This is a genomic window from Paenibacillus medicaginis (genome assembly GCF_042138635.1).
Lineage (GTDB): Bacteria > Bacillota > Bacilli > Paenibacillales > Paenibacillaceae > Paenibacillus > Paenibacillus medicaginis.
Genome location: NZ_JBHIRY010000009.1, coordinates 56,913 through 69,376 on the forward strand (window position 1 = coordinate 56,913; position 12,464 = coordinate 69,376).

14 protein-coding genes are annotated in these 12,464 nt (G+C 46.2%); 5 read left to right on the top strand and 9 right to left on the bottom strand.

Features of this window, described 5'->3' with window-relative positions:
• The first annotated feature begins 210 nt into the window (after positions 1–210).
• Positions 211–1,284, top strand: a complete 1,074-nt coding sequence (locus tag ACE5LO_RS11455) for an SDR family oxidoreductase (protein WP_375520157.1) — start codon at positions 211–213, stop codon at positions 1,282–1,284.
• Between the two features lie 22 nt (positions 1,285–1,306).
• On the opposite strand, the gene ACE5LO_RS11460 is transcribed toward ACE5LO_RS11455, so the two are convergent.
• Positions 1,307–1,696 carry a winged helix-turn-helix transcriptional regulator gene (locus tag ACE5LO_RS11460; protein WP_375520317.1) on the bottom strand — a complete coding sequence of 130 codons (390 nt, stop codon included), beginning with the start codon at positions 1,694–1,696 and terminating at the stop codon, positions 1,307–1,309.
• A gap of 112 nt (positions 1,697–1,808) precedes the next feature.
• Complete coding sequence (locus ACE5LO_RS11465; protein ID WP_375520158.1) at positions 1,809–2,444, bottom strand: DUF1349 domain-containing protein; 636 nt, start codon at positions 2,442–2,444, stop codon at positions 1,809–1,811.
• Positions 2,445–2,530: 86 nt separating this feature from the next.
• Here ACE5LO_RS11465 and ACE5LO_RS11470 point away from each other — a divergent pair, with 86 nt between their 5' ends.
• Positions 2,531–2,770 (top strand): DUF6199 family natural product biosynthesis protein, encoded by a 240-nt coding sequence (locus ACE5LO_RS11470; protein ID WP_375520159.1) that lies wholly within the window; start codon positions 2,531–2,533, stop codon positions 2,768–2,770.
• A 258-nt stretch (positions 2,771–3,028) separates the two neighbouring features.
• On the opposite strand, the gene ACE5LO_RS11475 is transcribed toward ACE5LO_RS11470, so the two are convergent.
• Positions 3,029–3,238 carry a helix-turn-helix domain-containing protein gene (locus ACE5LO_RS11475; protein WP_375520160.1) on the bottom strand — a complete coding sequence of 70 codons (210 nt, stop codon included), beginning with the start codon at positions 3,236–3,238 and terminating at the stop codon, positions 3,029–3,031.
• A gap of 64 nt (positions 3,239–3,302) precedes the next feature.
• Here ACE5LO_RS11475 and ACE5LO_RS11480 point away from each other — a divergent pair, with 64 nt between their 5' ends.
• Together ACE5LO_RS11480 and ACE5LO_RS11485 are read left to right on the top strand one after the other, a co-directional pair.
• Positions 3,303–3,530: a helix-turn-helix transcriptional regulator gene (locus ACE5LO_RS11480; RefSeq protein WP_375520161.1), complete on the top strand. Its 228-nt coding sequence runs from the start codon at positions 3,303–3,305 to the stop codon at positions 3,528–3,530.
• 570 nt (positions 3,531–4,100) lie between these two features.
• A complete protein-coding gene (locus ACE5LO_RS11485) occupies positions 4,101–4,418 on the top strand; it encodes an aspartyl-phosphate phosphatase Spo0E family protein (RefSeq protein ID WP_375520162.1) in 318 nt (105 codons plus the stop codon).
• A 21-nt stretch (positions 4,419–4,439) separates the two neighbouring features.
• Here ACE5LO_RS11485 and ACE5LO_RS11490 read toward each other — a convergent pair whose 3' ends face one another.
• A complete protein-coding gene (locus ACE5LO_RS11490; protein ID WP_375520163.1) occupies positions 4,440–4,655 on the bottom strand; it encodes a transcriptional regulator in 216 nt (71 codons plus the stop codon).
• Positions 4,656–5,115: 460 nt separating this feature from the next.
• Here ACE5LO_RS11490 and ACE5LO_RS11495 point away from each other — a divergent pair, with 460 nt between their 5' ends.
• On the top strand, positions 5,116–5,364 hold the full coding sequence (locus ACE5LO_RS11495; protein ID WP_375520164.1) for a hypothetical protein: 249 nt from the start codon (positions 5,116–5,118) through the stop codon (positions 5,362–5,364).
• 234 nt (positions 5,365–5,598) lie between these two features.
• On the opposite strand, the gene ACE5LO_RS11500 is transcribed toward ACE5LO_RS11495, so the two are convergent.
• From ACE5LO_RS11500 to ACE5LO_RS11520, 5 genes are all read right to left on the bottom strand, one after another.
• Positions 5,599–5,736 (bottom strand): hypothetical protein, encoded by a 138-nt coding sequence (locus ACE5LO_RS11500; RefSeq protein WP_375520165.1) that lies wholly within the window; start codon positions 5,734–5,736, stop codon positions 5,599–5,601.
• A 13-nt stretch (positions 5,737–5,749) separates the two neighbouring features.
• On the bottom strand, positions 5,750–6,586 hold the full coding sequence (locus ACE5LO_RS11505; protein WP_375520166.1) for an Ntn hydrolase family protein: 837 nt from the start codon (positions 6,584–6,586) through the stop codon (positions 5,750–5,752).
• Between the two features lie 247 nt (positions 6,587–6,833).
• The gene (locus tag ACE5LO_RS11510; protein WP_375520167.1) at positions 6,834–7,520 is read right to left on the bottom strand and encodes a M15 family metallopeptidase; all 687 of its coding nucleotides are present in this window, start codon (positions 7,518–7,520) and stop codon (positions 6,834–6,836) included.
• Entirely contained in the window at positions 7,520–7,939 is a 420-nt protein-coding gene (locus ACE5LO_RS11515) for a phage holin family protein (protein WP_375520168.1), read from the bottom strand. The genes ACE5LO_RS11510 and ACE5LO_RS11515 overlap by 1 nt, the downstream gene beginning before the upstream one ends.
• A gap of 65 nt (positions 7,940–8,004) precedes the next feature.
• Positions 8,005–12,453, bottom strand: coding sequence for an LPD38 domain-containing protein (locus tag ACE5LO_RS11520; RefSeq protein WP_375520169.1), 4,449 nt, complete (start codon positions 12,451–12,453; stop codon positions 8,005–8,007).
• Positions 12,454–12,464 lie beyond the last annotated feature (11 nt).

Sequence of the window (12,464 nt, forward strand, 5' to 3'; positions counted from 1 at the left end):
GTATAATATTTCCTGTTCTTTCTCTGTATAAGTATACCACTTTCTGGAATGCTTGTGTATCTTTTTTAAGTGTTTTTTCAAAATTCTTCTCCAAGCCTTTCCCAGGCCATTATTACTTTTAGGTGACTATGTGAGTTTAAAGTGCGTACTTTTATGTTTCTCTCCTTTGTTTCACAATTAAAATAGAAGAAGCCAAGGAGGGAAGCTTTAATGAAACAGGAACTTACAGAAAAAAACGGTAGAACTGCTCTGGTAGTCGGGGCCAACGGTGTCATTGGACGGAATCTCATTGATTATCTCTTGACGCTCCCTGACTGGAATATCATCGGGGTGTCACGGCGCGGCGGGAAAGATAGAGGGCGGCTGCAGTATGTAGCGGCTGATTTACTGAATGAACAAGAAACACAAGAGAAACTGGGCATTCTGAACGAAGTAACTCATATTTTCTACGCAGCATATCAGGATCGCCCGACGTGGGCTGAATTGGTTGAGCCGAACCTGTCCATGCTTGTGAATGTCGTAAACGCGGTCGAACGGATGGCCCCAAATCTGCAGCATATCAGCCTTATGCAGGGCTACAAGGTGTACGGAGCACATCTCGGACCATTCAAAACACCGGCACGGGAAACAGATGCCTATCATATGCCACCTGAGTTTAATGTAGACCAGCAGCAATTCCTTGAACAACGGCAGCCTGGAAGCAGCTGGACCTGGTCAGCACTGCGTCCGTCGGTCGTATGCGGATTTGCTTTGGGCAATCCGATGAACCTTGCCATGGTTATTGCGGTTTATGCCTCCATATCTAAAGAGCTCGGCTTGCCGCTCCGCTTCCCCGGAAAGCAGGGGGCTTATCACAGTCTGCTGGAAATGACGGATGCCGGGCTGCTGGCACGCGCAACGATCTGGGCGGCAACCGAGCCGCGCTGCGCGAATCAGGCCTTTAACATCACGAACGGTGACCTTTTCCGCTGGAACGAGCTTTGGCCGAAGATTGCCGCCTTTTTCGAGCTTGAGACTGCCCCGCCGCTGCCAATGAAGCTGGAGACGGTTATGGCTGATAAGGAAATGCTGTGGAATGCTATGGTTGAAAAATATGACTTGGAGAAAAACAGCTACCAGGACGTTTCTTCCTGGGGCTTCGGTGATTTCGTATTTTCATGGGACTACGACTTTTTTGCCGACGGGTCCAAAGCACGCCGCTTCGGCTTCCATGAATTCGTCGATACAGAAAGGATGTTTGTAGACATCTTTGCGGATTTCCGCCGCCGCAAAATCATACCTTAATCAAAATACCGGTCCGCTATCGTTAAGGGCCGGTATTTTCCTCATCCCCTACCTGCGGTGGTGTGAAAAGTATACTTACTTTATCGCCGTACACCCTTTCAGCATGCATATCTCCCCATCTGCACATGAGATGAAGAAGTTCTTTCAGGCTCCAGCCATATTCCGTCAATTCGTATTCGACCTTGGGCGGAACCTGGTTGTACGAAGTACGTGCTACAATTCCAGCCTCTACCAGCTCACCGAGCTGTTGAGTCAGCATTTTTTGTGTGACACCAGGCATTAACCGCATGAGTTCGCCGTTACGCTTTTTGCCGAAGGTCAGGTGAAAAAGAATTACAGGCTTCCATTTGCCGCCGATCACCTCCAGAAATGCTTCAACCGCTGTGTTATAAATTTTAACCGGCTCCTGCATCACCTTAACTCAGCCTCCTTTGACTTCACTTTACCGACTGAAACACCGGTTTGCAAGCGAAGTCAAGCATCCAGTCGCTATCCCAACACCGCACGCATTGCTAGCTCACCTTTCATAGATAAGCTTCCCTCGTATCGTCGGAGATTTCTTCTATAGACAAAAAATCGAAGTAAACAACCTGCCCTTTCCCCTGAGGACTGCACGCATATAATCCAGCCAAAACGGACTCGTTGTCCGGTATATCCATATGAGCTATGCGAATCTGGTTCCAATCTTCCCCGTTCCATGAGAAATCCACATAGCAGTTCTGAGCAATCCTCGATATTCTGAAATACAGATTAACATCTGTGCAATCTACATATTGTGTTGACCAGTCTGAGTATCCGTGATTTGTAACTACAACCCCTAATTTGTTTAGACCGTCCGGTATATACTCTAAAGAAGTTTTAACCCATACATCCTCCGAATAGCGAATCATCAGGCCAGCCTGATCATATTTTGACTTGGGAAAAGCTTGAACCTTTGTTGTCATCCGAAAATTTTGGTTTGTTTGGATAGATAGAAAATGTCCATTATCTGCCCGAAAACCGTAATGGGTCCGCTGCCAGAAATCCGTTTCTGCATCCGTTTCTACAACAAGCTGTGAATGAGATTTGTCTAAGAACCACTTATTCGGTTCACATTGCCACTCAAGCAGACTATTCAAGTTTTCGTTGTCAAACTTCTCATTCAGAATCCATTTTTTCATGTTCATAAGCCTCCTGTGCATTTAAATACTTGCATGGAACTCATTCCCAGTTCATTACGTAGTTATCCTTAAAGGAGAGATCCAGAATGTCCATCTCTAGCGGAATCTTTTTGATCCTGCTCGGTCTGATCAGTATTGCATTAGGTTTACTGTCCTTCCTGAAACCCTCAATCGGATGGTATATCAATGAAGGCTGGAAAGTAAAGGGAGACTCCGAACCCAGCGAAACTTATTTAAGTGTGACAAGGTTTGGAGGAATGGTGTCTATGATGCTTGGAGGAGTTTTACTTTTTGCGGGTATTATGCATATTGTAGCATCTGTTTAAAGGAGTAGCTATTTTGAATTTATAAAAATTGGAGTGTTCGCGATGAAAAGATCCATTAAATCAAAAATCACTACTAGAGAATTTTTGCAAAAGCCATTATGGAGTGCCCTGGACTGGTTTATTGCTATGCCGGGGACCATTATCCGCATTATCGCCAACTTGTTTTGATTACTTCAAGTATGAACCAAAGTTGCAAGCATGATGCCAGCCTCTTGTACAGATCCGCAATCGGATCGCCCTTTGTATATGGAAGCACAACTAATTAAACACCAATGATTTCCTTGGAAACTCATACAGGTCGAGCAATTTTAACGCTATATCAAGAGGCATTGTGCCAACATCTTTTTCGTAATCACTTAATGATTTCGGAGTAATTCCTATGTGCTTAGCGGCATGTGTCAAGGTGATGCCGCGCATGTGACGAACATTGCGAAAAGTCAGCCTTTGATCTAAAGTTATTCGAACCATTTACGTTACCGCCTTTTAATGTATAATGTTAGCGTCAAGTCTTTCATTCTTTTGGGGGATAGCCATGGCGCTCGAGATCAGGAAGTGCCAGCTGCGATCCATCCGTAGGCAAGCCAAATTAACACAGGCAGAACTGTGTATCCGCCTCAGATTCCTAGGTATTGATGTCAAGCCTGCTTACATATCAAACCTAGAAAATAACAGAGGCACACCGGCAAGTCATCTATTACTAAAGGCTTTGTCAATTATTTTTGATAGACCTATGGATGACTTTTATACCTATCGATGGTGAGCAAAATGCAGCATTCGCTGCGCTTCCCGATCAAAAGTACACCTATAAGTGTACATCTATCAGGTGTCACCATTGAACAATACACGCCCTTTATTCTCTTGTTTACCTATGACACCTCCAGTGGTATAAGGTTGATTGGGTTTATACCACATGATAAAATGTCTGCTGCTGCCATAAGGTGTTTGGTCGAGGATCTTTAATTTAACCTAACAACTCTCCCCTCTGGGTAAGTGTACGGATGATCCGTACACTTTTTTTACGCTCCTAACACGGAAGTTCTTATGTAACAGTATACATAATTTCAATCACCTCAATCCGTTTTGTTAAGTAGTCCTTTTTACTCACTCACCAGAAAAAAACGACAGATAATGACAGTGTTATGTCTAATATATAGGCCTAAACATTTAGGCATTTAATGCTATGAGCTCATAATACATGTACTTTTGTGCAAATAAAAGCAAAATCGTTCGACATATAAAGGTCAAAAATCGCGTTGCCGTCGAATAATTAAAATATTCTGGATACTCTGTCTTACTATTGGGCATAACAATCACAAAAAGAGGTTGTTATATGCCGGATAAAAAAATAGAAAAATTTCGAGAAATTATGTACCAACTGGCCGATGAGAAGGGTTTGAACCATCCCGAAGTGCTAGCAATCAGCCAAATGATTGATAAACTGTTAAATATATCGCAGCAGGCAGCGCAGATTCACATTGAGGAACGAGGAGAACTATTTGCCCTGGTGCTCCGTCGTGGCAAGGACCGTCTGGAACTAGGCGAATATGGGACTTATGACGAGGCTGAGGAATGGGCGTTAAAACTATCTGAGCAGACCGAAAAACCGAAGGCGGGCGTATATTACCACGCAAAACGCATAGATACTTGAACACAAAAATGAGCAGTGAGGTTATCCCTCCTGCTCCTTTTGTTTATCCCGTTCTATTTTCTCGTCTAATGCTGTGACGACAAAATCGTTCAAACTCATTCCAGCAGCTTTGGCAGCAGCCTCATAAACAGCTTTCTGTCCTTTAGGCACAACAGGATATAGACGATCATAGTTAGCCGCATTGTACTTGTTCTTGGCTTTTGTAGATGCTTTGCCTGTTTTGTTTTCTTCGGTCAAGTGATTCACTCCTTTATTGAAAGAATACTATTTAAATAATACTTACGCAAGTACAAAAATAAGTCTTGATATTATACTTGCGTAAGTATATAATTAAGTAGTGGGAAGGAGGTGAACAACTTGGATTTACTATATTGGGTCTTGCTCGTCACAGCGATATCAAACTTGATAACAGCCATTATCAATTTGATTGACAAGCTGACAACGAGCAAGAAAAAAGGAACTTAAACACGACGCAAGCCACGCAGACGTAAATAGTTCCGAGAGAAGGCGGCTAACAAAGCGCCTTCTCACTCCCAATAATATCACAAAGGGCAATTTAGTTTCCACTTTAATGACTGGAGGCAATGTCATGAACATTTTAATCTGGATCATCAGCTTAGCCGGGCTTGGTATTAGTTTAGTTGCCTTGGTAATGACCATATGCAAAAGAAAATAATTGTCGGGAGGGTTGGGTGGGATGTACAGAGCAAGAAACCGTCCCGATTTACACACCAGTACAGAAGAAGAACATAAACGCTACTATATCGGGAGAACAAGCGAATATTTGGCTAAAAATGGGGCGGATAGTTTAGAGGAATTTTTAGACTATCTGTACGACCAAGCTTACCTAAAAGGCCAAGTGGACGAACGGATGAACAGGGAACGAATTTGGGAATCATTACATGGCTTATCCTCCGCAAAGGAGGAAAGCAATATCAATGAATGATTATGAACACTACCGGAAACTATTCGTTCGCGTTAGATCGAGATTGCCGGTCACAATGGCACATGAGGCCGCTGCCTTTATTTTTGCCGAATTGGTAAACGATACCTTAACCCGCGCAAGATGCACGGACCCCGAACGGTTGACACTCGTCAAAACCATGAATCGGGCTTATCAGGACACTTTGTAACACACAAAAGAGGCTCTGCCAGCTTATATGCCGGTAGAGCCTTCATGTTATTTTATGAAATTTTTCATATAAGACAAAACATTTTTCCTGCTATAAGTCGAACTACCTGATCCAGATTGCACGTTTGTGACAAGGTATTTTGTACCCTTTAATGTATCGATTTCTTTTCTTTTGTTAGCATCCATCTTTCTCCCCTCCTTAATTAATATCATTATTAAAATAATGTTTGCGTGTAATCCACTTAAACCCTTCGTGCTTAGTTATCGCGGCAATTTCAATTGGCCCGCCGACAGTATTTGGACCAGGATTGTACTTAACATATTTTATTGTTGTATCCACCAAAAAGTGAGCAATGTCGATTGCATCTTTAATCGGCATCGCAGGAATGAAGATAGGTGCCTGCACAACCTCGCTCGCTACTCTCATTATTTTACCCACTTGTTCTGGTTCTACCCCAGACATTAACAATACATTGGGGAAATTTTCGGAGTACCCTAAAACAAGTCTTGATATAGCCTCTGGAGCACCACTCCATGTAGCCCCCACTTCTTCTTTATCCCTCGAAATAAATGGACCATGTGAAAATCCGCCTTCAAGGATATCGATTTGCCATTGCTCGGCAAGCGTAGCCCCAGTCGAATAACCGGCAATTATAAAACCAAGAGACGGTCTTTGTATTGATTCCCACGCTTCAAATTCCTGCTGATAATGGTCGTTGTATATAAAATCAAAGAACTTATGGGCAATCTCTTCAACAGTGTATGACTCGGGATCAATCTTATGTTCCGGATCCTCTGTAATTAGTTTTCTGAAATCCTTAATCAGTGTTGATGTTGATGCTACGCCGATACTCCCTGCACCCCATGTTATAATACCAACTGGTATGTCCTTGTGTAAGTTCGCCACCTTGTTACCATTTTCATAAACATTAATAACTCCTGATGAACCATCATTATTTTTTATTATCATTGATGATGCACTGTCTGCTGCCAAAACTATACCGTCATTAACTTTGATAGATATCGCAATAGTCATTTAACACTCTTCTCTCTGTAGTTATTACCATGACTGATTATGATGTAATTATGTATAATTCGACGATATAGGAAATTATCCTTCCGAACACATGTGCCATTAGTCTTAATGTACACTACAAAATACCTAGCAAAGTCTTCGGAAAGTACGAAATTCGACTGTTTTAAGAAAAGAGAACAAAAATCCCCGCGAACCTTAAATGGCTGCGGGGCTTTTACCGATGCTTTCGGATTACCTTCAATATAATCTAGTTGGACTTAATAGTCAATGTGGCCGTCTTGGTCTTATTGTCCCAGCTCACTGCCGCACCCAGGGCATCCCCGACAGACCGGAGCGGCACATATACCGTTCCATCGACCAACAGGCTATCGGCAATCCGCTTATCATTTACGATTGTCTTTGCCTTGTCCATCTGTTCATCATCCTCCCCTATTCGCTTCATAGCCGTCTGAATTTGCGCTTGGCTTGGTCGTTTGCCTGCCCGGTATTGAGCTGTGGACAATCCGAATGTCATCTCAAAATGCGGCATGTCTTTGAAGCTCTTCCAGTCTCCTCCCCATTCAAAACCCAGGGCCTTGCCAATCTCAACGACCTGCATCCAGTCCGCTTTACGATCGGCATTCCCGTCCCTGGACGTGTCCCAACTCACTGAGCGGCCATCCGGCAGCAGCAACGCAAAGTCCACGGCCACACCGAAATTATGGAATGAGTACCCTCCCTTGGCGTTTGTGACAACCTGCCCCGGTTTGGTACGACCCTGTGCATAAAGCTCATTTTGCTCCGTTATGGTACGCAGGCCCTGAGTAATGACGATGGGTATCCCTGCCGCAAAAGAGCGCTGTATAAGCCGCTCTGTGGCTGTGCGAACGACAGGTAACAATCCTTCCAGTCTTTTTGCCGACTTGGACATTACATATTCGAGTGTTAGTGTCATTACTTATCAGCTCCTTTCTCTACTCCACCTTTACCTTGTAACACCTCGACCGCCTGGCGGATTACAGGCGGGATCGGCGCCCCTAACTTGCCGCCGTTTTCAACGATTGATAGGAGCTCATTGGCAATATAGAAAAATGCGATCGTATCACGAAACATATGAGCATCCCCAAGCACTCCGTCCACCAGGTGCCCCACTCCAACCATAGCAAAAATAAAGACCTTACGGGCAATCCCGATAAGGCCGATTTTACTCTTCAGTTGCCCCCCAACCCCAGCGGCAATAATGCCGGTCACGTAATCAAAGATTACAAACGCCAGCAATACCCCGAGCAGGGCCGACCAGCCCCCGAATAAATAAGATGCCGCCCAACTTCCAGCAACCATAACCCATTTACCTACTACGTTCACATTATCCATGTTCTTCTCCCCCATTCTCAATTTGACAACACAAATAAAGCGCCTCCGGGTAACCCACAGGCACTTTATTTTTTCATACCGTCCATCGTTGTTGAAGCAATGCGATTTCGCTCAGACAGTAACGGTTCGATTTGCAGACGTTTCACCTGGGCACTAAGATTTTTGTCGGCCTCAATTGCTCTTATCTGCTTATTGATATCGCCCATTGCATCTGCAGCACTATTCAGCGTTTTCAAATCAGATTCCCTTGTAAATGCGCTGTTGTTTATTTTATCGGACGCTTTTTCACTAGATAGTTTTTGGCGTAAATCATAAAGCTTCTCGATTGACTTCGTACTTTGGAGCGGATCCACCAGGAACGCCTTGGCAAACGGTAACTGCTCAATTCTTTTTGCAGGAGCTGCCGGCCTGTCTACTGCCCCGACACCTTTTAAGATTGAATCCAATGCGCTCGTACCATAAGAGCCAAGACCGGCCGTTAAGCCTTGAATGGTGTTATCCATAATCCGTGGCGAAGAAAAATTCTTGAGCATGCCTTTATCGCCAGTGATCTTGCTCATAGCACCGGCCAGGAACTTGGCTGATTCCGTCGTCCTCACAGGGTCATACTGGTCCCGGTACTCCCATCCTTGTTCCCGCTGCGGGATGATCGGCCCCTCACGGAAGAATGAATAATTAGACATCCCTTCGATAAACGGCCATAATCCTGTGATTTGCGCCGGTAAAGCCGCATCGCTCAAGGTACGGCGGACAAATCCCTCAAACGCCTCCGGGTCCTTTGTCTCCACGAATTGCAGTGCCCTTTCAGGCAGATTCGCAAAGAGCGGCGCGATATCGAACGGCTTTGGAATCCGCGCTACCGTGTCCGTTCCTGGGACAGCAATCAACCAAAATGTATCCTTAAGCCAGTCCGGCGACTCATCAATAGTCTGCTTCTGCGTTTCATTTGCGACCTGTCTATTCAGCAGGTAAATACCTACGGTTGGGAGAGTTGCAGATACAAACATTCTTGCTATTGTGCCGCCTGGATTTTTTTTTATTGATCGAATCAACTTAGATTTACCTTGAATATTAGCATTAAGGAAAGCTACAATTCGGTTTGCTTGCCGAACACCCACACCAGCACGCGCAAAGTCCATGATATCCCGTGAACGGTAAGCAGCCTCTTGCGGACTCGCTCCACTTCGTAATGCAGCACGGTACTCTCCGACTTTGGTTGCCGATTCTGTTGTATCTGTGATCGCTCTCAACAGGTTAATCAAGGATTTACCATTTAAAATGTTAACGAACTTTTTGCTTGGCTTCTCTTTGAGGACTTTTTCCAGCGCCTTGCGATGTACATTCCGGTCCATCGACAGGACGTTGCCGTAAGCGCCCAGGTTATCTATCCATTCTTGATACAGCTTGTCTTTCTTAATAGACTGTATCAGGCCGACCGTGAAATCAGTTATAGGATTAAACCCGCTTTCACTGGTTACAAATGCCTGCAGCACATCACGCATAGGGTTCCGCAAACTAAATTCAGGCGTCAACGTCGCACCGGCCCGAAGCAAGGAAGCAGGCTTGGAGAGAATATTCATCAGCATATTGGATGATTCCTGATCCAGATTCAGCATCGCCCGGTAAACTTCCGGTTCGACCTCATATTTCACATTCTCGCCGTTCACCTTGACGTTGACCACGTTTTTACGTCCTACCTGCTCATTAGGATCAAGCTTCCGAATAAACTTCCCTTCTGGATCTGATTTCGCTAAATTAGCCAGCTGGGAAGCCACCTTGTTACGTTCGGCTGCGCTTACGGACTGAAAAATATTCCTGACCATGTTTTCCAGCGGATCAATGACCGCCCGCTCGGAACCCTTCAACGCTTTGACTGGACTCGCCACATTAGCCAGCGACTTGGACATGCTGCCGCCGAACCCCTCTACATCGTCATCAAAAGATCGGAACAAGGGGATATAGTTTTTCCATCGGTTATCCAGAACGTCCGCTAATTCTTTGCTGACCACTCCGGAATTAACCAATTCTTTCATCATATCCTTATTAACCTGTACCAGAGCTTCTCGGGCTTTCTCCATTTCTGGAGTTCCATATTTACCTATCACATCTTCAATTTCAGCGTTGGTAAAGCCTGATTTATAGCCCGCTTTATTCACATCGCGGGCATGAACGGCCAAGGCATATTTACCTAAATCGTCGGCTGTGTAGCCTGCTTTCTCCACCGCATCCACGATAGGAGCAAGACGATTCTTGACGATCTGGTTGGCTTTCTCCGGTGTCCCCTTGTACATACGAGCCATTTTATACAAGCTCTTCTCTGCACTGCTCACGATTCCTCTGACGCGCTTCTCCAGCGCCTCAAGTGGTGCGAGGTCATCAACAAATTGCGTCCTCACATGTTCCCATTTCTTCCGAAACGACTCCCTTCTCTTTGACGGCTGTCGGCTTATCTTCTGCTCAAAGGTTGTCGCGTCCCCTATTCCACTATCGTTAAATTTTTCAGCGGCCTGGCCCTCTTTCGAAGCTCTTCTTTCCTGACGGCGAAGCTCTTCCTTTGCGTCTCTGTAGGCTCGTTCGGCTTTCGGTCTAAAACTCTCCCCGAACTCTTTGACCATCTCCTCTGTCCAGTCTGCAAATTTGATTGTTCCTTTACCCATCTTTGCAGCACCAATAATGGCGTAGTCTGCCCATTCATCGACAGGTGTGGAGGAAAGACGGTTCTTTCTGGCTGCAATGCGTTTCCTTGCATTTTGCTCAGCTTCATCCAGGAAGGTATAAACCCGGTCACGAATACGCGGGTTCTGAACAGCTTGGACGATCTCTTCCACTTCATCATTAACCGGTTCCGTAGATCTGGCAGCATTCTGGCGTTGTTCCCGCGCTCTCAGGTACGCCGGAATCTCAGGCTCTGGCGGCATTTCTATGTGCTGCCGGTTCAAAGAGCTGTCATTTACTCTTGGCCCGCTGCCGCCTTCCTGCCGCAAACGCTGAGTAACCAGCGGCTGCTCCGTCACGTTCAGAGCCGGATCCAGCTCACGTACTCCAGAGCGCATGGCATCTCTTGCCACAGTATAAGCCGCGATCTGGTCATCATAGCCTGACTCCTGCCGCCAGGACGGCACCTGCCCACTCTCATCGGCAAATCCGTCATCTACCCGCTGCCGGGCCAGTTGATATAAATCCTTGTTGGTTGGAGCCCTGCCATTGGTTTGATAAAACTCCTGATACCATAGCGGATTTTCAGACGTTCGCCCGGTACGTCCTACGACATCCCCGTTAACGTCCCGCTGCAATTGCCCCTGCTTCACGCCGCCCCGGTTGTCTCTGGACTGCTTGAGATACTTGTACTCGTCAATCACGCGCTGCTCGTATTGCGTCTCCAACTCTCTCAAGCGGGAATTAATCTGCTGAATCTCGTTACGGCCTTCAGCAGCATTTTCGACAGCCCGCCGTGTTGCCGGCGTCCCCTCGGGCAAGTCGAACGTGTACGGTGTGGCAATGGCGTCAGTACCAGATTGCTGTACAGATCGAGCAGCTGCGGCGTCCATCCGGTTCTCTCTTCTGCCTACAGGAAGCGCTGGAACTGATTTACTCTGATTAAACTTACTTAATGCTTTCTGCAATCCTGCTCCAATCCCCGTTAACGCAGGAGCAGCAACGCCGCCTATCGCTCCTCCTAGGGCAATATTACTTGGATTGAACTCTTCTCCTCTGAATGCCACATCCCCAAGCTCTTGAGCCCCCGCATCAATTGCACCAACCGCTGCACCCGTAATGGCTGCGCGTCCATATTTATTTGCCTTTTGAAGCGCCGGACCAATCACCTTAGATACACCGCGCTCTATTGCCATACCAGGCGGAATATAACCAGCAAACTCACCAATTCGATAAGGTAGACTTTCAACCTGTTCATTCAGTTTAGGCGTTAGATTCTCTTGCCCTCCTGGTGTAAGTGCATTTGCAGCCCTTCCAATGCCTCTTGTAAGTCCAAGTGTAGCAGTGTCCAAAGAACCTGCTTTGACTTGTTGGACAGCCCGATCAGCACCCCAAAGCGACTTGGCAATTTTATCGATTGGTGAATCGGCTATATTGTCGTTGTACCATTCTTCATAAGCATTCGTAGGTATATTTTTAGGTGCTGGTGGACCCTGTACCGGCGCCACGGTGACGCCCGTTGCATCCCGGACAGTTTTGACGGCCTGCGGATTACCGGTTGCAGCACGGCCCAGGGTGGATTGGGCAATGAAGTCAGGACCGGTCATGCGTAGCTCAGGCGGCAAATTCTTCAGCGGATCGACCGCGTTTGGCTTTGGTGGTCCCTGAACCATATTGCTGGAGCCTGGTATTTCTTTATCCAGGTTGAGGCCGCCACCGTTAAGGATGGTCTGCCGGATCGCTGCTGCCCGTGGACTGATTGCCGCCTGTTGAGGCTGATTGTACATGCCGCTCAGCACGCGGGCTCTGGCTTCATCACCTTGCTTTTTTCTTCTTATCGCATCTGCACGGCTTGCCATGTCATCACCTC